The following is a 22,047-nucleotide window of genomic DNA, read 5'->3' as shown; positions in this document are numbered from 1 at the left end:
TTTCATAAGATCGTAATCTGATTGGCCAGTTGAATCCCCTCCTCCGAATAGCGGGCGATGATCCGAATCAAACCCTTACTCTGCAAACGGTGCAAGTTTCTACGAACCGTCGAAGGAGAAAAACCTACGTCGATTGCCATTTTTGTACTGGACAGGTAGACCGACTTGTGTCTCCCGCCCGTACTATCCAGCAAATAGCCGTACAACAGCTTTGCAGCAGGCGGTACGGCTGCTGCCGCGATCAGCTTGTAGCGTGCCAGATCATTCATGATATATCCTCCTTGACACGGCTTACCGTGCCGTTCTGGTTCTGCTGAACAGATCGGCCAAGCAAGTGATTCTTGCGGTAGCAGTAGATATAGAAGCTGTAATCGCCAGGATGAGGGAAGCAGCGAATATAATAGCGATAGTGAGTGGTTTGTAAACAGAAACCACAAACATCGGAATGCCGTGCGCCGGGGATACGTGCTTCCGGGTGCCGCCTGCAATAGGCTCGCATCTCATTCAAATTGAGCAAAAGTCCTTGCCATTGCAAATGTTGCACAAGTGCCGCCAGTTCCTGGCGAAAGGCAAGCGTCCTCCGTTCCCCGGCATGATCCGACCATGACATCCAAAACTGATCGTCATCAGTGCCGAAATCTCCTCGCAAATGACCGATATAGCTGAGTTCCTTGCTTTGAGTCGCGATCGCTGAATAGAAGTAAGGTGTCTCTTCCGATGCTAACGGTTGAAGTTCGCCAAACATCGCCCGAACCTCCGTTTCCACTAACGTTGCTGTTCCGTTTTTTCTTCCTCCCGGCTGGTGAATTTAATGGGTACCTCCTGTTCCAAAGTCATCATAAGAAGACAGGTCGGCATGATAGAACACCACATCGCCGTCCTGCAAACTAAACGTTGCTCCATACGGGTCGACAAAGCGATGCTGAAACCCTTCTCGTCGCCATTGATTGCTGAGCGGTGCGTGGTTATACTGCAAATGTGGTTGATTCACCTGCTGATTGCGAATCGTTTCAATATTGAAATTGACAATGATGTACCCGTCCCGCAAAAAAATAGGCGACTTATCGTCCAGCCGATTGGTGCGTCCGTACTCGGCCAAGTTGAATCCTTTGGGGACGACATACGGTGCGGCAGGTAGACTGTATTCGCCGACCCAGCGCTGCACTGACGCATGAGCACGCGAAACGTCGATGCCGGAAGGAACTTCCATACTGCCGATAAATGTCCGAAGCCGTGGCGGGAGCAACATGACATCATATCCGCCCACGTAAACGGGCTGTTGTGCATCTTTCAAAAACTGCTGAATAAACGTTTGCTGGTTGCCAGACGCACCGTTCAGCGACCAAAGGGAAGATGCCGTGTTCGTCAGTTCCTGCTGGGACATATTGCGCAAGCGGGTGTCCAGCGTCACATGACGCCGCTCCACATCTGCACTGGAGCCGATGCGAATAAAACGTTTATTCCCCGAATGATAGTACAAGTCCACCTCTTGCCGGTTCTTGCCCTTGCTGTCGACAAAGTAAAAGGTTGGCGTAATCTTGATCCCGTCGTCCGAACCGAACATATTGCCCATACTCTTCAATTCAAATTTAATATGGTAGCCCGTTTTGACAGCCACGTTTTTCTTACCGGCATCCGGATGGCTCCCCGGTCGAATCGGCAACACGTAAGGAGGCTGATTACCCCGTGCTGCGCCGTCGATGCCCTTCGTACCCACCCAATAAGCGTTGCCAGTCGGCGTTGCACTTCCTCGTTCTCTGCGAAATACGGTCTCCCAATTAAAGTCGGCAATGTCTGTGATGCGGAAATCATAGACACGGCCGATCACTTCAACCGGCACAACCTGTGTGGCCACATGGTGCGTCAAGTCTAAGTTGGCGTTCATTTGTGACGTAAAGGAGGGAGGACTGTTTTCAGCAATGGTTCGGAATAGTACATCGTAATTGCCCTCGTCCACCCAAACAGGTAAATAAAACGTTGTCTGCACCTGACCGACCGGGATCGACGTCCATGTTTCTTTCGGGATCAGCGTTTTCCGATCCGCTTTGTACACGTCAAACGGAAACCATACTTGCTTGTCGCGCATATACTTGCCATAGTCGCGATTGCCGTAACCCTTTATATCCCGATGCGCTCCACTGGTTGGGATGGCGACCGTAAATGGACGATCCAGAATAAGCGCGGCTCTCCCTGCGGTCGGCTGCGTTTTTTGATTATGCGCCTGATCGTCAGATACAGAAGCCTGATTGACGACCGGCGTATGCACCGTCACCGGATTAATGCCATCAATGGGATAGCTTTGGTTCTGACCGCCCCCAATTCCTTCGATGAGCGTAAAGAAGATCGTGCCGGAGCTTGGTTGATCGGCCTTGTTGGGTTTGCTGGCATCGATCATCAAACCGCTGCTATACAGAACTTTTTGTCCGATCTCGGGCGGAGTCGGTATCTCCCTTGGGGTCGGGGCGGTTTCTTCCGTGATCCGGTTGTCCATAATCGTTTGCCCGTTAAAGATCAGTGAGTCATTTTTCACTTTGATTTTTCCGACAGCCTGTTCCGCTTCGTTGGTCCAATCCTCATTAGGAACGGACGGGCGACTGGAACCTCCTTGAATTGTCTGCCCAGGCAACGATACATTTTGATAGACAGGATCGGTGATGTGGGCCTCACGGGAAGTGTCGTGAGAAACCGAGACCCTCGGCTGCGCGTAGCCGTTCGGCTGCAAGGTAACTTGCCCGCTGGGTAACGCGTAGTTGGAAACCTCTGCTTTTTGTAAGCCGTATACCTCCAGACGATCAATGAGCCAGTAGCTGTACTTGCGCTCCACGGTATAGCTTTTCGTTACGGTTTGCGTATCCGAGCGTGAAACAGGCACTCTGGTCGGATTGCCTTCGCTGTCCGGGGGACCGGAAACGTATTCCGTCCAGCGCAGCGTGTACGTTCGACTAACGGTAATCGGGTACGTCTTCGTCCCTTTGATTTCCGTAAATTTGTTTCGGTACAGATATGCTTTGGCATTCGCTTGAACATAGAGACTCTCCGATGTTGGGATGCCTTGAAGCACGTCGAAGCGTTCCGCACCGCGAGTATCCGCCCGGATCACAGCCGAAGCATCGGGATTCATCACTTCGTTTTCCTTGACAGCTCCAGGCTCTGTTTCGTCATCCGTATCGCCATTTCCCCCTTTGTATACCCCGATAAAATTGGAGCCTCCAGAACCGACAAAGATGGACCGATCCAGCAACTTGCTATCTCCTTTTTCCTGAATAAATAATTTCTCGTCGGGTTTGTTGTTGTTCGTGATATAAGACCGGATGATTTCATACGTCTGCCCGTCTTTGGTGAGCGTGGCTTCAAACGTGTGATTCACTTCATCTCCGGTCGCATGTTCGCCTTTATCCACCTCTTTCAGGACTTGGCCGCCTTCTGTCATATAAATCGCCTTCACCGTATTTTCCTCATGGTATTCGGCGATCAGATTCGTTCCGCCCAGCGCGACGGTAAAGCTGCGAATGCGCACTTTTTCGTTCGTTGCCGGGTTTTCCTGCACCCAAGATTTTCGCGAAGGGTCTTGCTTCGGTGATATATAGGAGCGAACGATGGTATACGTTTTTCCATTGTCTTCGATCACCGCCGGAAATTCATGATTGATCGTCTCCCCGATCTCATACTTTCCTTTTTCAAATGTCACATCCGGTTGGTCAATCACCCGTCCGTCTACTGTCTTAGCGATAACGTCCACCGGGAATTCCGCACTGCGGTAAGGAATATGCAAACCAAAGTAATCATCCAGATCTTCCGGAAATCTCCAGCCTTCCGCTTGCTTGATGCCGGACAACGTATAAAACGGACCTTTCCGCACCGAGCCGTCCGCATTGACCGATACCATCACAGCATAAAAGTAAAGATCGTCATTGTTCTGAATGCCCTCCATCCCTGCTTGCCAGAGACGCTGCGTCACGATTTCTTCGGGGATTTCGTAGTATGATGTCAACGGTTGCCCCGGGATAGGAGGATCGGGATGCTGCCCGATTTGTCGTACTTCCTGATTCATAAATAGCGCATGCGGCCTGCTGCGTGGGTCAGCGCATTGTTTGGGTGATGTTGTGCTGCAAACTTGCTCCCGGGTCACCACCCAGCCCACCGTCCGATAGCGAATCGAAGTGCTCGCCGCCGTGCTGGTGATTTCGAATTGAATCTTGCCGTCACGGATAATCACTTGCGGGAGAGCTGCCGCCGCTTGTTGAACGACGAAAAACGGCATAAAAAAAGTGCATGCCAGCAGCATGCACAGTACTCGTTGATAAAGTTTTCTATTGTCCACCGATCATTCCACCTTTGAAATCGTGTGGTTGAAAAACAAGCTGGCCGTTGGCGAGACTTTCAACGTGCTTCCCCAATTGCCGCCGACATTGGTGACCATTTTGATGTCGGCGTACCCTTCATACCACACATTCTTCTCAAAATCTGCTTCCTGCGGAAACCAGTTATCATAAATCAACCGTTCATGATGTTTAAACGAGAGGAATTGAACCCGAAACTTGACGCGAATATAATCCGCTCCAAACCCGTCATAAAAAATCATGGATGGCTCCGGTTCCAGGTAGCCCATAATATGAATTTGATTTTCTTTCACCCAATCCACATATTCACGAATGTATCTCAATTCCGCATTGGAGTTTTGCATCTTCGTTGCAAACATGGCCTGCGCCCACGTATCATCAATCGTGCGGTAATCTACATTTAACAACAAAGCGCCAAACGTTTTTAAGTGTCCCATCCAGATGTCCACGTTCTGCTTGTTGTATTCGGGGATGGACGCGTACAGTTCGGAAGACACTTTGCTTTCTGAAGGACGGGAGTGGGGGTACGCCATCTCGTACATCTCATTGGGAACATCGGCCAAAATGTAGGGATAGTCCGCCGCATTTTTCGGAAGATCCGTCGTGCGGAGCAAGCGCCCCCATTTATCCGTGTCGCTCTCAGAGATGTCCTTCGTGTGAATTGTCACCGTTGACGTACTGCCGTCCCATTCCACCTCTGCGCCCAGCACCTCGCTGACAAAGCGCAACGGCACATACGTCCGGCCGTCCTTGGTTACCACTTGCGTATCTAAAGCGACCTCTTGTCCATTGACAAGCGCAATATTTGAACCGATTTGAAGTCGAATCTGCTGGCCGTCCCGTTCAATCGGCACCGATTGGCTCTGAGCTTCCCAGCCAACCTTGGCACCGAGCGACTCTGCGACAAAGCGAACCGGCACTAATGTCCGCTGGTTCTCATCAACATAAGCTTGGGCATCGGGAAACCATATTTTCTTGCCGTCCAGCACCACGCTTACAAACGTAGGAGGAAGACTGGCAGCACTTGCCGTAGCCCCGAACAAGCTGATAACCAGGACGGCAATCGTCATGGCCATAAACCATTTCTTCACTCATTTCACCTCTTATTCAAGTAATCCTGACTGGACTGGTTGTACTGTTACTACTAGCATAATGTGCATGAGTCAGACTGTCCACCCTTAGAAAGAGGAACAAGAAAGCGGCATATATCCCTGTTGCGCCGCCGTTTTTTCGCTTGCGAACGTTTCTTCTATCGGATAGGAGTACGGACAGCTTCTGCGATAATATACTTTCATATTGTCTTTCATCGCTCCTACAATCTCCGTTTGCTTCATTACGCGGCTGCCGCCCAGTGCGTAGTTGTTATATTCCTTGCGTCCCATCGGAATTCCCTGCATAAAAGCCACAACGCCTACATCGGCAATCGTGTTGTGCCATTCCTCTAGCGGGATGGACGGCAGTGTAAACGTATAGGAAAGACCATTTCGCAGGGCGACCTCGTTATGCTTGTTGATCCGATAGGACAGCTCATCCTGTATTGCGCCCACGATGGTGCTGAGCCGCACTTCATGAAATAACGCCGCATCTCGTAACAACGGAATGTTGGCCTCCGCCTGAATGTCCCTACGAAAACCCTCATGCCAACTGCGAGTTGCCGCAGCATACACCAGCACTTGTTCATCCAACGTAAAGGAATAGCTGTTGCCGCTTGAATCGGTATACGCATACGGCCGTTTGGTTCCCCAAGCCGGTGCCATGACCGTTTGGCCGTTACGATCTGTCCATTCATCCTCGGCATAAACATAAAACCCATCGTATCCAATGACAACAATCACCGGAATGTAACGGTTCAAAACCCCTTGCGCAACCGGATCGCCGGATATGCCGAAATTGGTGTACAACGTCCGGTAAAACGCCGTGAGCGCTTCCTCCGTGTTGACCGCCACTCGCTTGACCGACTCGTAGCGTGACTCATGCTGCTGATCTGCATTGATGATGAGTGCTTGTGCCGCCGCATCCACCGCTGCATCCATGGCAGCGTCATAACGCAGTTCGAGCAGCATCGTTTGACGCATCAGTTCTACGTCAATCTGATTGATTGTGGCAAACGGGAAAAAGATCAGCACACCAACGACAGCCCATTCAATCCACTTCATTGCGTACCACCCCGCCATAAGGAATGAATATTTTATCGTTCGGGCTGACGGTGCTGTTCAGAAAATCAAACAAGACCGTGCCGGGCGTACGGCTCACATTTTTGACCGTGACGGTGAACGTATCGCCCACCCGCAGTTTGTACCTTCTTGACGGGTCGTCTCTGGGGGCAGAGCTACCGGGAAACAGCACCGGCAAGATCTGAGCGTTGTAAAACGCATCGTAATGCACTTCATACGTACCCTGGAACGTTTCTGGCCTGGTCGGATCGTCATATACCGGCACATATTTCTTGCTTTCATGTTCCATCTGCACATCGAAATCAAGGCCCGTCGCCTCAATAGTTTGTCTGAAATCGGTATACATGGTCGGTGAAATATATCCTTTGTCACGTACCGCATCCACAAACGCCGTTGTCGCCCGCAGGACGACTAATTCTGAAATATCATCCTGCTGCTGGAACGCTGTGTAAATCGGGTAGATGTAAAGCAGCAGTACGGCAAGCAGTATCGCAAACACCTTGATATAACTGTTCATGGCATTCTCCTCAACGTGTGACGACTACCAGGCGCAACAGCCGCCCGTCCGTGTCACGTTCGTGCAAGACGCTGTATCGGCCATGGAGTTGGATTCTGTCTGAAAACCATTGCTCCCGGTTCACCGGTGATGCGTATCGGACGCCATCCACCACGATTTCCGCATCTCCTTCTTCCAACCGCGCGATGGCCTGAAACACTTCGGTTCCCGACATCCTGCCATCACCGGACAAGGGAGACAACGTTTGCCGGATGGTCCGGTCCTGCGTCATACCGGCGAGATAGGCCGTATCGGCAAGCGTCGCGCCGTTTTGAAACAGCCATAGCCCGTTAACCACGGCGATCAAAAACAGGAGACAGGATGCACTCACCTCCAACATCGTTCGCGTCGCGTAATCCAATGGCTTCCTCCTTTCAGCAAAAGGGGGCGCCAGCTAGACGGCCCCCCCTTGGCTTCATTTCGTTTTCGTGCCTTATTGTTGGCGGAACACGATCCCGCGAATGACGTTGCTGCGATCCAGCACCAATTTCGCCTGAAACTTTCCGCTTGGATTAACATAGTTCACATTGGCTTCATCGACGGTATGCTCCAGACGTCCAGGCGCATCGCCAACGACCGATCCATACGTAATGCTGTCCATCGGAACGCCAATGTTGATGACTTTGCCATACCACTGCCCGGTCGGGTTTTTCCCGGTGATTATTTGGATGCCAAACTGTTCCTGATCCGAAAACTTGCGCAGTGCATTGACGACTTGACTGCCCGAAAGTGTCGTGTTGTCGTACACTGTAAAGGCCGTCTGCGATAATTCCGTTTGGATATTGCTAAAATTGCTTTGAGCTGCTTTTGTTGAATCTTGCGCGGAAATAAACAACACGACGGCGAGGGTAATGAGCGCAATTGCGAGGAAAATGCCCGCCGCCATTACCAGCGCCTTTTGTGCATTGGACATGGTCGATCTCTCCTTTAAATGTAGAAATAAAAAACGGTCCTTTCCAACATGGAAAGCACCACTAAAGTTGAATTATTGAATGCGTTGCAATTGCTCGTAGTACACCGACATTTGGTTCAAGCTGACAACAATAAGCGGAATGACCAGATAACCGAAAATAAGCGCCATCATTGGTGTGAACCCGATCATTCTGCCCCATCCCGCCTTGTGCTCAATCAATCGTTCGTACTCCTGCTTGCGTTCTTCCTGTGCATACACGTACTCGGACTCCAAATCATCAAACGCTTTTCGAATCGGCAGCGTGCTTGCCGCCAGTTCCAGCTTTTCCACCATGCGCACGAATGGCTGAAAAGGCGCATCCTCCTTGAGCTGCTCCAGCGCCTGTTCAGCGCCTTGATCAAAATGGAGCAGGCATGTTTGCAGCGGCTCTTCGAACACGCGGGCGAACTGCTCCATCCAAATTAGCAAATGCTCTACCGACATGCGATCCATATCGGCCAGCATCGCAATGACCGCCTGCAATTGATCCACTTCATGCTTCATTTCCATTTGCCGCATTTTGCGCTGAAACAGGCGAATGCCGACCGGCGCCCAGTAGCCGACCCAGCCCGCCAAAACGGTCAATAGCGCTTGCCACCATTTGACGTATTGCCTGTCGAGTTTCTCCAACTTGCCTATAATGCGCTGTGCATCCGCGCGAAGCGCTTCATCCGAACGTTCTCCTCCGGTCTCCTTTCGCAACAGCTCCAAGAGCGACTCCTCTGTAGGCCTCACCCCCTTTACTTGTTCGATGATTCTCCGATCCAGCGCGGCTGCTTCCAGCGCTCTTTCCTGCTCCTCAGGCGTCGCTTGACCAAACAACGTATTGGCATACACCGGCGCATATAGCACTTGATGCCGATCCGTAAAATGCAAAGCTATGAATAGCCCCATTGCTGCAAGAAAAGCCATGCTTCCCGCCACGATTCGCTGGACATAAAACCATTCCAACCGTAGAGGAGAAGCCGTTTCTTTCAGTAGCTTCACCATCCGTTCCGCTTCCCTTGAGCCAGGAGCAGGACCCAATCGGTGAACGAGCCAACGCATCCAGCCCCGGCCGTGCGCCCATTTCTCCCATCTCTTTCGGTTGGTGATTTTCGGCGAGGTCTCCAAGCTCTGAATATGACGAAGCAGAACATAGGAGAGCCAAACGACCCCCATCAAGGCGAGCTTTATGCTCCAACCCATCACACTGCTGTAAAAGGCGTCCATCGCCGAAAAATAATAGCTGGCCCATGCTTCAATCGGACGGGTAAACAAGAGCGGAAGCAGGGCAATAACGGACAGCCCATGCAGCAAAAAACCAAGGCGTTCCCGGCGCAACAATTCAAAGTTCAATTCACCGGCCAATTTTCCCAATGCCTTCAAATACAATGATCCGCTATCCGTTTGTTTGTCTCCGTATTCCTTCACCAGATACGACAATCCGGCCAAACCTTTCAAATAACGGTTCGGAGCCGTTTCCAAGTATTGTTCCAGTCGTTCTTCCGCGTGGCTGTCGGTCAACACTTCAACGATTTCCTGGCCGTGCAAAGTCATTTCATACGGCGCTTCATCCGTCGCTTCGTAAATCGCTTCTTCTACCATTCCGTGTCGGTGATAATGATGACGGACATCCCCGAAAAACTGGCGTAGCTGACGCAACAATCGCATTTCCAACCGTTGTACGAATACGTCTGTTAACATGCCGTGGCAAACCCAACCGCCAATCATCAGCATGACAAGTGTAAATACATCGCGCACCCAAAGCGTGATCGGCACAGCCGCTGCAAGCAACATGCCCCAGAGCCAAAGCGCCGTCCGCATCGTCTCCAGACGCAGCTTCCACTCATCGCCCAGGTGGAGAATGACCAAACGACGACGAATGAAGTGTAAGTAGGTACGCAAGAGCGGTACACGAGAGCAGAGGGTATAGAGTTGTTGCATGCCGTTGTGCAATGCCTGCTTGTTGCTCGTTTTGGCAGGTTGGCGCAAGGCTTCATACTTTCGTGCTGCCCCGGCTTCCCCATAGCGGGACAAAAATTGAAACGCTAAGACCGCCCCAAGAAACAACAGCGTCGCTCCGCCAAGCAGCAGGGAAAGCCACTCAAGATTCATCGCCATCCCCCCAATTACACAAAAACGCCTCGAAAGCTGCCTGGTCCGGACCGGCAAGCCGCTCTGTAATATCTTTGCGGCTTTGTTCGGACAACGGATGAACCGCAACATAACGGCCGTCCCGATATTCAATGACATTTCGCGCTTCATACAGTTTCCGATCCGTGGAGCGATGGAAGTAGTCCGTCACCGTCTCCATAAACGCATCCATCTTCTCATCCAGCGTCTTTTTCTCGCGAAAGTCTGTCCGGTAAGGCATTTCCTGTGCAAGCGGTACGCATTCCGTGATGCGCTCGATATAGCGGCGACCGTCCGCATCCCGTTTTAAGTGAATATCAAAGTTGATGACGCTGACCACTTGCTGTTCTGCCACCTGTTCATTGGTAAACACGCCGGTTTTGAGCAATGAATTGCGCAAGGACAACACCAAATCGCGAAACGTTTTGGCGTGGTGGGTAAACAACGTAAAAAGTGAAGCCACTTGCGCCATTTGGATCATCCAGGCCGCTACCGGGTCGGTCGCCACCTCACCCAAAATGTTGACCGAGCCGTCCGTTTTTTTCTGTATATCCAGCCCGGCCTGACCGGAGATCGTTTCCGTTTCCCGAAGGCTGAGAATATTACGATTAGGATAAATTTTGCGCAGTTGCAGTTCAAAGCTCATCTCTTGAACGCGAATCGGGAGCAGGGCGGATATATGACGCACCATGGCCATAAGCAGCGTCGTTTTCCCGCTGCCTTGCGCGCCGGTTATCGCCGTAATGCGCTCTCCCATCACAAGATAGCGAATCAGAGCAATCGGCAGTTCCGCATGTTCATCGCGAATCAGCTGTTCTAAAGTGGCATTTTGCACATCAAATTTGCGCACAAAAAAAGCCCACGACTCGGCAAATCGGGGGCGCAGCACCACGACACGAGAACCGTCGGCCATTTCATTCACCTTGTATCCGGTCGTTTCGGACAACTGGCCGGGAAAATTATGCTTGTAGATGTTTTGGCATACACGCCGCAGTTCCAGTTCCGATCCAAAGGAGAGGAAACTAAGGTGGATGGATTTCCCCTCATAAAAAACCCACACACTGTCATGCGCGCGCGGCACTTCGCCGAGTTGAACATCCCCTTCCCAATCCCATGTTTCTTCCCATACGGAAGGCGGCAAACCGGAAACTCCGCCGGACACGCCGTCAATGCGCATATCGCGCAGTTCGTCCACGACACTAAAGCCTTTGTAGTGCTGGTAAATGCGCTGCACCACGATTTGCAGTTTATCCTCTTCCGATAGCTGGACGTCCTCTTGTTCATAAATCTCGCCGATCTCCTCAGACGTAATACGGTAAGACAGCTCCTGTTCTTCATGGGCATCCGGCTTGGGCCGATCCAGATCATAGCGGCGTATGAGTTCACTAAGCGCATGATAGCCGTGACGTTTTTTGTATACATGAAGCAAGATGTCAAACCGATCCTGATGCGACAACGATTCAGGGCAATCAAACGGGATCAACCGGTTCAGATGTTCATGATCCAACGTATAGTGCTGTGCAAGCAAATCGGTTATATATTGCTTGACATACATTTTGTCACGCAGATCACCAGACGTGCATCCGCGCAGCGCTTTTTTCATCTCGGCCCGCTTGTTTTTCCGTCGCCGGTACTCTTCTTCTGATAGACCGTAATCCGTCAGATTGGCGCTTATCACGTCATGCAGTGCTCTTTTGACGTATTCTTCCATCGCCTTCAACGTGTACACCGGCGATTCCTGCTGGCGTTCCGGCAAGGTTCGGCTCATGCGCAAATACAGGAACAATACGCCTATTAAGACAATGCCTCCGATCAACAGACCATGTAACACGCCCATCATATCGTGGTCTCCTTCCCGCCGAAAAAGGCATTGTGCAAGCCCGTTTGTTCAATCAACGCAAGTGCCAACGCTCGCACGTCTCGCATGAACAGATAGTTTTCATGTTCCCGCGGCACTTGCCGATTGCGATACATGTAAGAAATCGCCTGCCCGTTTTGTCCATCATCCAACCACCGTGTATTGTAACTGACCGAACATGTTTGTAAACGCCGTCCATAAGGACGCAACAAATTTTTATGGGTCAAAGATGAGTACCGATCATATTTTCCGAATACGAGCACATGCTTTTTAGTTGCGAGCATCGCTTGAAGTTCATCCATCCGAAAAAAACGATGGACAGCCAACCGATTTTGCGGGAGGCACACCACCAGCACATCCGCCAGCCGCAGTAAACCGTTGGTCCATTCCGATGAATTTCCGCTGCCGCCATCCACAAACACAAGATCATACATCCGTTTCGCCATGCTTAGCAGCGATTCCATCCAAGGCGTGGCCATGTCAATAAAACGATCATCCGGCTTGCTTGAACCCGGCAGCAAGTCGAGCCTGTCCTTTAACAAAGGCAGCGTGTAATCCCGAATCATGTTGGGGTGCAATTTTCGGTTTTGCAGCAGTCGCAATAACGCATCTACCCCCATATTGACTGAGACATCCATGTCCATCTCCCGAGAGGCATGCGTTTGATAAAAGCATTGCTTCAAGGCGATATCGTGACTTTCACAATGACCCAGCAGCAACATATGTGCCGAATACTCCAGTCCCATGACCGAGGCAGTCGCTGCCAGATTGCTCGTTGTCCCGGTTCCCGATACCGGACTCCAAAACACGATTGTATGTCCCGTCACCGTGTCCCCTCCTTTTCTCAATCATTTTGATCAGCTTGATTAGCGACGGAAGGCAGCGCGTTCTTGGCGAAGTCGCTTCCATGCCCTGCGAACGGTTTTGTCGTCCCACTCAAACAACTGTTGTGCCATCTCCCATATCGTGCGACGATACGTTCCCGATAGTCCCTTCACATCGATGCGGCCATGATGCTGGTTTTCCAGCTCGACGGATACATCATGCTCATCCAGCGGAAAACGAAAAACCGCTTCCTCCCAGCGAATGGTCTGCTGAGCAAAGGCGGAATCGAGATACGCCTCGGTGACAGTCAGAGGAACAACGGATAGCATCATCTTGTAAAACGATACCGGTTGATTCTGTGCTTCATGCAAGCATAACCGCTGCATCAATTCGACATTTCGCTGCATGGTCAATCGGTTGAAATTGCTGCACCAGATCCGCTTGTCGTAATGGGGTAACTCCCGCCCTTTGACCATTTCGGTATGGTCGGTGTCCAGCAGCATCACATCGTAATCCATGCCATTTGCTTTCTGATACAAGTATCGTTCCATCTGCGAATACAAGATAAACCCACAGGCCACGTCCACACCTTCAAACTCGTAGAGCGGGGCGCGTAATTCTTCCTGCGGCAAATATCCCTGTGTCGTTTGTGCGAGAGTGGAGTCCACCACCAGCACCTTGTAATCCATTGCGGCCAGGAGTTTGCCAAGCAATAACAGCACATGGCTTTTATCCGGCGCTCCTAAAAATACAATCTTTTTCATGGTTTCTCCTTATTGATTGAAGATTTCGGAATAATCCGGGGCCGTTTCTGACTCTGGCTCGGATGCAGGCGGTGGATCGGGCAACGTCGCTTCGGGCGATTCTTCTTCTACCACGACCGGAAGGGAAGAAGGCGGCTGTTCATCTTCTCCTTGCACCGACTCTTGGTCATCCTGCTCCGGGAAACTAAGGGGCTGCGGCATTTGCTGAGCGGCATTGCTTTGCTGTGTTGCGGCCCGTTCATTCATGAGTTGTTGCTGCACGGTGACATTGCCGTACATCACCCGCATTTTGTCCGCTTCGCTCATTTCATTCAGGTTGCTTTCCAACCTTTCGCGTTGCTGACGAGCCAGCTCAGTAGAAACCTGCTCAACCAGGTTTGGGTTTTGCTCCAATAAATCCAACACCATCGGATTGGCCGGATAAGTCGCCGTCGCTGCCTCTTGCAGTCCCGGTTCGATATAGGGCACCGCGTATAATCTTGCGCCTTGCAGATAAGCATCGATGATCGCGCTTGATGTGAGCAGCAGGTCGGTTTCATTCATCTCCAGCCAAATGACGGTTCCCTCGCGATCAAGCACCTGCTTTTTGGCAAGCACAACGAAATCTTCGCCAGTCGGGAAGTTGATCCTCACATCGATATACTGTGCTTTTCCCAGATGCGACGGAAGCTGAATGATTTGAAACTCTTGTGTCCGCACATCCTTGGCAATCGGGTTGCCCTCATACAGCACAGAAGCAAGAAGCGGCATTCCCGGGCGAAGTTCAACTTTGGCGTGTTTACCGACCGCCTCTTCCTCCTTAGCGATCATTTCGGGCGAAACCAATGCGGTCGGCAGGGTCATCGCCGTGACGTCTTCCGGTTCGATCTGCTCACCGGCCGGAATGGTTCGAGCCACAGTCCATACCGTTTGCAGCGATTCTTCTTTAGTCGCTGTTAACTGTTCTATTTGCCTCTCATAATGGGCGATCACTTCCTGATGTTCCTGCTGTTGTTCAGCTTGTCTCATCAAGTGAAAAATGACAGCCGACACGAGCAAAAGAATGCCGAACAAAATGGCAGCGATCACCAGCATCTTGCGATGACGATAGATCCAAGACATGCTCACGACTCCTTTCTATACCAAATGAATTTCAACTTTCTTCCTTCTCATTGCTTTTATGCTTTGCTCGACTTCTTTTTCTTCGTTCCTCTTTAGCTGTGTTGGAACGCTCCGATTCATCTTTCGGTTCTCTGCGGTCAAAACCGGGCCTTTCTTTCATTAATCGTTCGTATTTCCGCCATTTACCTTCCGTAAAGAGCATCTCCGTCACCTCCTTGTAGGCACAAAAAAACTCCCTTGCAATGGAGAGTAAGGAATGGCTATTTTTTGTTCATGTTGCTTAAGATTATCTTCCATGTTCGCGCTGCCGCTTGCGATACCAGCTTTCAAGCAATTGGACAATAAGGTCCTCCTTTTGTTTTTCAGTGAAATTCTTAGGGAAAAAGCGATCAATGCGCTCCCGCTGAATGTGCATTTTTTCCCTCTGATTGGGCTTTTCCTCCGTCAAAATCGAGAAGATAACATCCATATTGAGCCGTCCGCCCTGACTCAGTTTCTTCATACGCAGCGCCTGTGACAAAGAAGGCGTACAGTCTTCGGACTGTATCGTTTCATAAAGGTCTTGCTGCTCTTTTTCGGCCAAGTAAGACAACTCAACAGCCGGATTAAACGCGATCCGTTTTTCATCTACCATTTCAAGAATGGAAGGGATCAAATGAGTCAAGCGAATATACCGCTGAATTTGATTGCGACTTTCTCCAACTTGATCTGCTAGCAGTTCATCGGAACGTTTTTGTGTCCCAACTTGGGACACATTTTCTTTACTTGGTCTGCCTGCCTGTCTTTTCATCGCCTCCAGCTTCATCTTATAAGCAAACGCCTTCTCGCTAGGCGCTATATGCTCCCTTTGCAGGTTGCTGTCCACCATAATAATGGTCGCTTGATCGTCGTCCAGTTCGCGGACGATGCAAGGCATCATTTCCATACCCGCCAGCTCGCTCGCCTTTTTCCGCCGATGTCCGGCGACCATCTCATAACCGCCCTCTGCCTTCGGACGTACTAATCCAGGAACCAATACGCCGTATTGCTTCACACTATTTGCCATTTCCAGCATCGCTTCATCCGCTTTTACTTTGAATGGATGATCGGGGAAATCGCTGATCTCTGACAACGGGATGTCCATCACTTTTTCCCGCTGTGCATCGGCGCGGCTCTCATCGGTCGAAAACAAATCATCGACTGTGGCCAGCTTGATGCTGGCGCGTCTGTCGTCTTTCTTTGCCAATACCCTTCACCTCCTTTGTAAATGCCGCATACGCTTCGGCTACTTGTCCGTTCGGATCATGCTTATAAATGCTCTTCCCCTTGGCGCTCGTTTCCGCCGCACGGATGGAAAGCGGAATTTCCGTTTGAAACACACGCAGCTTGTCTCCATAATCACGCCGAAGAACAAAGGAAATATCCTTGGCAAAGTTGGTCCGGTTGTCCACCATCGTCAGCAGCACGCCATCTACCAGCAACTTCGGGTTGATTTGGCGTCGGACACGGGAAATGGTTTGCAAAAGCTGCGTCATTCCTTTCGCCGGTAAATAATGCGCCTGAACCGGAATGATGACGCTATCAGCGGCCGCCAGTGCATTGATGGTCAACATGCCCAAGCTGGGCATACAGTCAATAAGGACATAATCATAGTCCTTTTTCACCTTGTCTATATAGGAGCGCAAGATCGTTTCCCTGCTCATTGTATTGACAAGCGAGACTTCAACAGCAGACAATTCGATGTTACCGGGCATTAGGTCAATCCCTTCGGGATGGTGCAAAATGCCTTTTTGGGGCGGATACGATTCTTCCAACATATTTTTAACGAGCAGTGTAGCCAAAGAAATTGACAAATTATCCGGTTCGCGGTAACCCAACGCATCTGTCAAATTGCCTTGTGCATCCGCATCCACTAGAAGAACCTTTTTACCTTCAGTCGCCAAGCCAATACCCAAATTAACAGCCGTAGTCGTTTTGCCGACACCGCCTTTCTGATTGGCAAGAGCAATCACCTTCGTCATTCGCTGTTCCTCCTTTCATGAAAAATGCCGGCTGCCTGAGAGGGACAACCGGCTCTTTGAAGAAATATCTATATAAAAAGAGAACGCCCCGATAAGGACGCTCTCTTGGATATTCTTGTTTTCAATTAAAAATCACTAGGTGTATCTATCCATTCCAAGTCGAGAACAATAGAAACCTCGATTTTATCGTTTAACACCTTATTCCTGTAGTCCTTTCCATTAGTCGTAAACGAAGCATACTTTGCAGAATACTGATAATTCAGCACTTCTACGTATCGTCTCGACATATTCCTATTACGCACTCCACATGCACTGTATGCGGGAACATATCCACCGGCTGCACCTCTAACGTCCGGTAGCCGCCATCCTCCAGAATCCGCAGATCCCTGGCTAGCGTGGACGGGTTACAACTTACATACACCACCCGCTCCGGCTTCATCTCCAAGATCGTCTCCAGCAAGCGGGGATCGCAGCCTTTACGCGGAGGATCGACCACGATCACATCTGCTTGGATGCCTTGCTCCTTCCAGCGGGGGATGACGTCCTCCGAAGCTCCCACCTCAAACGTCACATGCTTCATCCCGTTCAACTCGGCATTGCTGCGGGCGTCGTCGATCGCTTCCTTGACGATTTCTACCCCGTATACGCGTTCGGCGTGCTGCGCCAGGAACAAGGAAATCGTTCCAATGCCGCAGTAGGCGTCGATGACAGTCTCTCTTCCGGTCAGCCCCGCATATTCCACCGTCTTACTGTACAACACTTCAGTTTGCACCGGATTCACTTGGTAAAAAGAGCGCGCCGAGATCGCAAACTGCACGTCTCCGATATAATCATAAATGACGTCACGTCCCCAGAGGACGCGGGTTTCGTCGCCAAAGATGACGTTGGTCTGTTTCGTGTTAATGTTCTGGCAAATGCTGACTACCTGCGGGAGCTGTTCCCGGATCAGGCCGACCCAGGCCTCGACGTGCGGAATGTCCTGCCCGTTGGTGACGAGGACAAGCATCATTTCTCCGGTATGAAAAGCCTTCTTCACGACAACATGGCGCAAGAGGCCTCGCCCCGTCTCTTCGTCATAGGCGGTGATGCCGAGCTCGCTCCCGATCGCCTTCACGCGGGTGACGACATCGTCGTTATGCTCATGCTGGATCAGGCACGTCTCCATGTCGACGATGCGGTGGCTGCCGCGGGCATAGAAGCCGCCGACCAGGGCGCCGTCGGTCACGCCGATCGGCACCTGGGCCTTGTTGCGGTAGCGCCAAGGCTCCGCCATGCCGAGCGTCGGCAGCACAACAATACCCTCGTCGCCGTGTGCTGCTCCCTCGCTAGCCCCATCGCCGCCCAGCACCGCGCCAGCATCGCCCTCCGCCGCCACGCGCAGCTTGCCGATGCGCTCCAGCGCATCGACCACGTGCTGGCGCTTCCAGGCCAGCTGGCCCGCGTAGCTCCAGTGCTGCAGCTGGCAGCCGCCGCACTTGTCGTAAATGCCGCACGGCGGAGCTACACGATCCGGGCTGGCTTCACGCAGCTCAAGCAGTTTGGCATAGCCGTATTGCTTCTTCGTCTTCAGCACCTTCACGAGCACCTTCTCGCCCGGAAGCGCTCCAGCTACAAACAGCGTGTACCCATCTGCCCGGCCCACGCCCTCTCCGTCGTGATTCATACCGATGATGTCGATGACCACTTCATCGTTTTTGCTGACAGGCAATCCGGCGATCTCTGGTGCCTGCTGTTTTCTAGCGCCACGCAAATGACCTGCACTTCCATTTCTGCTTCGTTTACTAGAGCTGCGGATACCTGTCTCACGCTCCGCCGATCCATAGGCACGGCCCGCCGATTCCTTCCTGCCCGCTGCCCCATTACTTCGCTGCTTCTTCATTGCTGGTACTTCACTTCTTTCTTGTAAGGTTATTCCCTCATGTTTAGAATATCTGCCAGGGCTTCCAGTTCTCCGCTATTCCTGAGTTTTAATAGCTTCCGCTTCTGCCAGATCTGCCAGGTCTGCCGGGCTTGTCAGGTTTGTCCAGTCTGTCAGATCTACTGAGCCTCTTAGGTCCCCAGGCCATCCGGTTCTACCACTTTTCCTGATCTTAATCTATTCTCATCAGGTCTTCGGGTCTTCAGTTCTTCTTGCCCTTCCTGACCTGCTTGACCTGCTTGACCTGCCTACTCTACGCTCTTCCAGCCCACCCCGGCCCACTAACATAGCAGCCTGCCGGGGCTCCATCATGCCACCTTCATGAAGCCGGGGCTGTTCCCCGCATCCTGCATGCTTCGGAAACAGCCCCTCTATATCCATCCAAATATCGACTCTTCACTATCCTATTACCTGCATTCCGCCCAGTCCGATATAGCCAGCCCGTCGCGAACGCTCTCCACCCAGCCAAGGGTTTCCCCAGCAAGCGAACAACCCGCCTGCCAGCCTGTGCCCTTCACCCGCTAACCCTTACATCTATGCAAAAATCCGCAAATGCGACGGCAAAATCTCGAACACGCCGGGCAGCTCCCCGCCCAGTTCGCCGTCCAGGTTCAACTGAACCAGGCCTGGCGAAGTGACCTCCATCCGGGTCGTCTTGAAATAGACGACACGAGGATCACTGAAATGATCGCCGCGCAGCGCCATCGTCAGCAGGCGGATGAATTCCGCCAGATTGCATTTACGCACCGCGATCACGTCCAGCAGGCCGTCATCGATTCGCGCATCCGGCGCCAGCTTCTCAAAGCCGCCGACAGAGTTGCTGTTCGCAATCAGGAACAGCATGAACTCGCCTTCCAGCACCCCGTGCCCATCAGCACGAATGATCAGCTCCGTCGGCGACAGACTGGCAACCTTCTCGATGCCCTTCATATAATAAGCCAACTGGCCGATCATCGTCTTGAGCTTGCTGGGCACCTCATACGTCAGCTCCGTCAGCGAGCCGCCGCCGGCGATATTAATAAAGTGGCGGCCATTCACCTTGCCGATGTCAATCGGCCGCGTCTTGTTCTCAATCACTAAATCGCAATAATCCTCCCAGCGCTTGGGAATTCCCATAGCCCGGGCGAAGTCGTTTGTCGTTCCCATCGGAAAGATGCCGAGCGGCGGCAAATGCTCAAGTCCTGCCATGCCGTTCACCACTTCATTTAACGTGCCGTCGCCGCCGGCCGCAATAATGATATCGTAGCCGCGCCGCACCGCTTCCGCCGCTTCCCGCGTAGCATCGCCCTCGCCTGTCGTAGCATGGCATGAAGTCTCAATGCCGGCAAGATCCAAGCGATCCAGCACATCGGGAAGCAAGCGCCGCATTTCCTCTCGTCCGGAGGACGGATTATAAATCAACCTAGCTCTCTTCATGATATGAACGCCACCCGTTTATCATAATTTCATTGACCTCATTATATGCAATATTTGATCCAACATCCAGTGAGGCAAAAGCGGATGGGGAAGCAGCGCTTCTCCCGAGTAGCGATATGTCAATCCTTCCAGTCTGGAAGGGATTTCTTTCTTCGTGAAATAACCTGCGCTTAGGAATAACGGGGCGATAGCCACCTCATATCCCCGTTCTTGCCAATAAGTGACCTTCTTATGCACGCTATCTGGATTTAGAAGCGCAAAATCCGTCACGGCAAGGCCGCTGATGTCTTTCACCCGTGCCGCCAGGGAGGAGATGCCTTGCTCCCAGCGCTGGCGGAAGCCGTCATGCCTGCTGCCATGGCCGACCAGCAGCAGCGCCTCCCGCTCCGGCTCGCGGGACAATGGCTTGACCTTATCCCAGATCATTTGGGCAACCAGCGGGTGATCGTCTACGGGCTCGCCAAAGAACACGCGCGCAGAGAGGCGAAAATGCTCTAAATCCGTCTCCTTCTCCGGCGTGTCCTTAACCCCAAGCGCATACGCAATCTCATCCACATGCGTGCTGCCCGAGGACATAAATAAAGGAATGACAATCATATCGGTGACGCCCTCGAGCTCCAGCCGGTCGATCCCGTCCTGAATGAGGCGGCCATCTACAATTTCAAGGAAAGAGGCTTCCACTGGAAGCCCCCCCGGTAATCCTGCTTTGACTGCTGCGACCGCCTCATCCACCAGCTTTACCCAGTGGCCGTCCGGAGAACCGTGGCTGATCACGAGCACACCGGGCCGCCGCGGGCCGTCCGCCGAAAGCGGCTCTCGTGTAAATTCCGCCTCCTCGCTAACCAGCCCTTGTCGCAGCCCATGATCCTGCCCCGAAGCTCCGCTTCCACCCTGCAGCATATCCAAGCTTTCCTTCATCCTTATCGCCCCAGGCGGTCAAGCGTCATCTTGTACCCGTCGTTGCCGTAATTCAAGCAGCGCTTGACGCGGGAAATCGTCGCCGTGCTGGCTCCGGTCTCCGCCTCGATTTGATTATAAGTATTTCCTTTGCCGAGCATGCGCGCCACTTCCAGGCGCTGGGACAAAGATTGTATTTCGTTAACTGTACATAAATCATCGAAAAAGACGTAGCATTCCTCGATATTCTTCAATGTAAGAATCGCTTCGAATAATTGGTCGATCGTTTTATCATTCAACTTCTTAAGTTGCACTGATTAATCATCCCCTACGGTTACTATAAACACACCTACATTGTACCTGAGCAATGGCCTGCTTTTCAAGCGTTAACGATTTCACGCATCACAGAAATAACGCCCAAAATACACAAAAGCCCACCACACCCGGGACATTCGTCTATACACACGTTGTGCGATACACATACAGTGTAATATACAAACGCCTATCTCCACCCTAAATATTGAAAAAGGAAAGTGATATTATGCCTCATTACTATCCTCCCCATCGAAGCGTAACGCCCTCTACCTATACAGACTACTATCCCGGGGTTATTCCGTATGAGCCGTCGCTTACGAATACAGCGGAAGCTTCTGCGCTTGTTCCTTATTCACCACCACAAGCCGCAGCGGGAGCGGGAGCAGCCGCGGGCGAGACCGCTATACTGCCAGCCGCAGCCGCCGGAGCTGCCAAGTCCACCGGAGGCTTCTCTCTCCCGAACTTGGGCGATCTCAAAGGCATGATCGACAGGCTCGGCGGGATCGACGGCATAATTGCTACGGTGGGGAAAGTGCAGAAGGTCATGCAAACCGTTCAGCAGTTTGCGCCGATGGCTAAGCTGATCACGGGTCTGCTCCCCGGCGGCAAAGGAGCGCGGCCCAAAGGAGCCGGCTACAAGCTGGACGAATACAGGCCACGACGCCGCCGGCAGAGCAGAGGAAGCGCCAGGAAGAGCAGCAGAAAAGGCAATAAGCGCTCCTCCTCCCGTGCACGCAACGGAAAAGCGAAACGCCGCCGCTAATGCTACAAACTCCGCACTAGATTATATTCGGGGCCGCAGAGCTGTCGAGAAGT

Annotated in this window: 21 protein-coding genes; 1 reads left to right on the top strand and 20 read right to left on the bottom strand. The window is 51.9% G+C overall.

Features of this window, described 5'->3' with window-relative positions; all coding sequences use genetic code 11:
- Nucleotides 1-2: 2 nt before the first annotated feature.
- The 20 genes from QNH46_RS04830 to QNH46_RS04735 all read right to left on the bottom strand — a co-directional run bounded on the left by QNH46_RS04830 (nt 3) and on the right by QNH46_RS04735 (nt 21,230).
- Entirely contained in the window at nt 3-269 is a 267-nt protein-coding gene (locus QNH46_RS04830; protein ID WP_054819776.1) for a helix-turn-helix domain-containing protein, read from the bottom strand.
- Nucleotides 266-745 carry a hypothetical protein gene (locus tag QNH46_RS04825; RefSeq protein WP_283927147.1) on the bottom strand — a complete coding sequence of 160 codons (480 nt, stop codon included), beginning with the start codon at nt 743-745 and terminating at the stop codon, nt 266-268. The genes QNH46_RS04830 and QNH46_RS04825 overlap by 4 nt, the downstream gene beginning before the upstream one ends.
- 63 nt (nt 746-808) lie before the next feature.
- Nucleotides 809-4,321: a DUF5704 domain-containing protein gene (locus QNH46_RS04820; protein ID WP_283927146.1), complete on the bottom strand. Its 3,513-nt coding sequence runs from the start codon at nt 4,319-4,321 to the stop codon at nt 809-811.
- Nucleotides 4,322-4,324: 3 nt separating this feature from the next.
- Complete coding sequence (locus QNH46_RS04815; RefSeq protein ID WP_283927145.1) at nt 4,325-5,431, bottom strand: copper amine oxidase N-terminal domain-containing protein; 1,107 nt, start codon at nt 5,429-5,431, stop codon at nt 4,325-4,327.
- A gap of 87 nt (nt 5,432-5,518) precedes the next feature.
- A complete protein-coding gene (locus tag QNH46_RS04810) occupies nt 5,519-6,496 on the bottom strand; it encodes a hypothetical protein (RefSeq protein ID WP_283927144.1) in 978 nt (325 codons plus the stop codon).
- On the bottom strand, nt 6,483-7,031 hold the full coding sequence (locus QNH46_RS04805; RefSeq protein WP_055109602.1) for a hypothetical protein: 549 nt from the start codon (nt 7,029-7,031) through the stop codon (nt 6,483-6,485). The genes QNH46_RS04810 and QNH46_RS04805 overlap by 14 nt, the downstream gene beginning before the upstream one ends.
- Nucleotides 7,032-7,041: 10 nt before the next feature.
- Nucleotides 7,042-7,431 carry a hypothetical protein gene (locus QNH46_RS04800; protein WP_055109604.1) on the bottom strand — a complete coding sequence of 130 codons (390 nt, stop codon included), beginning with the start codon at nt 7,429-7,431 and terminating at the stop codon, nt 7,042-7,044.
- A 72-nt stretch (nt 7,432-7,503) separates the two neighbouring features.
- Nucleotides 7,504-7,983 carry a hypothetical protein gene (locus QNH46_RS04795; protein WP_054819771.1) on the bottom strand — a complete coding sequence of 160 codons (480 nt, stop codon included), beginning with the start codon at nt 7,981-7,983 and terminating at the stop codon, nt 7,504-7,506.
- Nucleotides 7,984-8,055: 72 nt separating this feature from the next.
- Complete coding sequence (locus tag QNH46_RS04790; protein ID WP_283927143.1) at nt 8,056-10,119, bottom strand: hypothetical protein; 2,064 nt, start codon at nt 10,117-10,119, stop codon at nt 8,056-8,058.
- Nucleotides 10,109-11,977, bottom strand: coding sequence for a P-loop NTPase family protein (locus tag QNH46_RS04785; RefSeq protein ID WP_283927142.1), 1,869 nt, complete (start codon nt 11,975-11,977; stop codon nt 10,109-10,111). Before QNH46_RS04785 ends, QNH46_RS04790 begins: the two co-directional genes overlap by 11 nt.
- A complete protein-coding gene (locus QNH46_RS04780; RefSeq protein ID WP_283927141.1) occupies nt 11,974-12,822 on the bottom strand; it encodes a CpaE/TadZ family protein in 849 nt (282 codons plus the stop codon). The genes QNH46_RS04785 and QNH46_RS04780 overlap by 4 nt, the downstream gene beginning before the upstream one ends.
- 39 nt (nt 12,823-12,861) lie before the next feature.
- A complete protein-coding gene (locus QNH46_RS04775) occupies nt 12,862-13,584 on the bottom strand; it encodes a hypothetical protein (protein ID WP_283927140.1) in 723 nt (240 codons plus the stop codon).
- A 9-nt stretch (nt 13,585-13,593) separates the two neighbouring features.
- Complete coding sequence (locus QNH46_RS04770; protein WP_283927139.1) at nt 13,594-14,685, bottom strand: SAF domain-containing protein; 1,092 nt, start codon at nt 14,683-14,685, stop codon at nt 13,594-13,596.
- A 31-nt stretch (nt 14,686-14,716) separates the two neighbouring features.
- Nucleotides 14,717-14,887: a hypothetical protein gene (locus QNH46_RS04765; protein ID WP_155609868.1), complete on the bottom strand. Its 171-nt coding sequence runs from the start codon at nt 14,885-14,887 to the stop codon at nt 14,717-14,719.
- Between the two features lie 84 nt (nt 14,888-14,971).
- Nucleotides 14,972-15,910 carry a ParB/RepB/Spo0J family partition protein gene (locus QNH46_RS04760; RefSeq protein ID WP_283927138.1) on the bottom strand — a complete coding sequence of 313 codons (939 nt, stop codon included), beginning with the start codon at nt 15,908-15,910 and terminating at the stop codon, nt 14,972-14,974.
- Nucleotides 15,858-16,685 (bottom strand): ParA family protein, encoded by an 828-nt coding sequence (locus QNH46_RS04755; RefSeq protein WP_283927137.1) that lies wholly within the window; start codon nt 16,683-16,685, stop codon nt 15,858-15,860. Before QNH46_RS04755 ends, QNH46_RS04760 begins: the two co-directional genes overlap by 53 nt.
- 268 nt (nt 16,686-16,953) lie before the next feature.
- Nucleotides 16,954-18,564 carry a 23S rRNA (uracil(1939)-C(5))-methyltransferase RlmD gene (gene rlmD, locus QNH46_RS04750; protein ID WP_283927136.1) on the bottom strand — a complete coding sequence of 537 codons (1,611 nt, stop codon included), beginning with the start codon at nt 18,562-18,564 and terminating at the stop codon, nt 16,954-16,956.
- A gap of 573 nt (nt 18,565-19,137) precedes the next feature.
- Nucleotides 19,138-20,019, bottom strand: a complete 882-nt coding sequence (locus QNH46_RS04745; protein WP_155609870.1) for a diacylglycerol kinase — start codon at nt 20,017-20,019, stop codon at nt 19,138-19,140.
- Nucleotides 20,020-20,040: 21 nt separating this feature from the next.
- On the bottom strand, nt 20,041-20,937 hold the full coding sequence (locus QNH46_RS04740) for a sirohydrochlorin chelatase (protein WP_283927135.1): 897 nt from the start codon (nt 20,935-20,937) through the stop codon (nt 20,041-20,043).
- A gap of 2 nt (nt 20,938-20,939) precedes the next feature.
- Complete coding sequence (locus QNH46_RS04735; RefSeq protein ID WP_125084865.1) at nt 20,940-21,230, bottom strand: YerC/YecD family TrpR-related protein; 291 nt, start codon at nt 21,228-21,230, stop codon at nt 20,940-20,942.
- Between the two features lie 227 nt (nt 21,231-21,457).
- On the opposite strand from QNH46_RS04735, the gene QNH46_RS04730 reads away from it, so the two are divergent.
- A complete protein-coding gene (locus QNH46_RS04730) occupies nt 21,458-21,994 on the top strand; it encodes a hypothetical protein (RefSeq protein WP_213594250.1) in 537 nt (178 codons plus the stop codon).
- The last annotated feature ends 53 nt before the right edge of the window (nt 21,995-22,047 follow it).

This window comes from Paenibacillus woosongensis (assembly GCF_030122845.1).
Taxonomy (GTDB): domain Bacteria; phylum Bacillota; class Bacilli; order Paenibacillales; family Paenibacillaceae; genus Fontibacillus; species Fontibacillus woosongensis_A.
This window is presented reverse-complemented; position numbering and strand designations above follow the sequence as displayed.

Bases quoted from the DNA above. Each gene is read 5' to 3' on its own strand.
- QNH46_RS04805 (WP_055109602.1), bottom strand. From the start codon at position 7,031: ATGAACAGTTATATCAAGGTGTTTGCGATACTGCTTGCCGTACTGCTG.
- QNH46_RS04810 (WP_283927144.1), bottom strand. From the start codon at position 6,496: ATGAAGTGGATTGAATGGGCTGTCGTTGGTGTGCTGATCTTTTTCCCG.
- rlmD (WP_283927136.1), bottom strand. From the start codon at position 18,564: ATGAAGAAGCAGCGAAGTAATGGGGCAGCGGGCAGGAAGGAATCGGCG.
- QNH46_RS04740 (WP_283927135.1), bottom strand. From the start codon at position 20,937: ATGAAGGAAAGCTTGGATATGCTGCAGGGTGGAAGCGGAGCTTCGGGG.
- QNH46_RS04795 (WP_054819771.1), bottom strand. From the start codon at position 7,983: ATGTCCAATGCACAAAAGGCGCTGGTAATGGCGGCGGGCATTTTCCTC.
- QNH46_RS04830 (WP_054819776.1), bottom strand. From the start codon at position 269: ATGAATGATCTGGCACGCTACAAGCTGATCGCGGCAGCAGCCGTACCG.
- QNH46_RS04755 (WP_283927137.1), bottom strand. From the start codon at position 16,685: ATGACGAAGGTGATTGCTCTTGCCAATCAGAAAGGCGGTGTCGGCAAA.
- QNH46_RS04770 (WP_283927139.1), bottom strand. From the start codon at position 14,685: ATGTCTTGGATCTATCGTCATCGCAAGATGCTGGTGATCGCTGCCATT.
- QNH46_RS04745 (WP_155609870.1), bottom strand. From the start codon at position 20,019: ATGAAGAGAGCTAGGTTGATTTATAATCCGTCCTCCGGACGAGAGGAA.
- QNH46_RS04825 (WP_283927147.1), bottom strand. From the start codon at position 745: ATGTTTGGCGAACTTCAACCGTTAGCATCGGAAGAGACACCTTACTTC.
- QNH46_RS04790 (WP_283927143.1), bottom strand. From the start codon at position 10,119: ATGAATCTTGAGTGGCTTTCCCTGCTGCTTGGCGGAGCGACGCTGTTG.
- QNH46_RS04765 (WP_155609868.1), bottom strand. From the start codon at position 14,887: ATGCTCTTTACGGAAGGTAAATGGCGGAAATACGAACGATTAATGAAA.
- QNH46_RS04730 (WP_213594250.1), top strand. From the start codon at position 21,458: ATGCCTCATTACTATCCTCCCCATCGAAGCGTAACGCCCTCTACCTAT.
- QNH46_RS04775 (WP_283927140.1), bottom strand. From the start codon at position 13,584: ATGAAAAAGATTGTATTTTTAGGAGCGCCGGATAAAAGCCATGTGCTG.
- QNH46_RS04785 (WP_283927142.1), bottom strand. From the start codon at position 11,977: ATGATGGGCGTGTTACATGGTCTGTTGATCGGAGGCATTGTCTTAATA.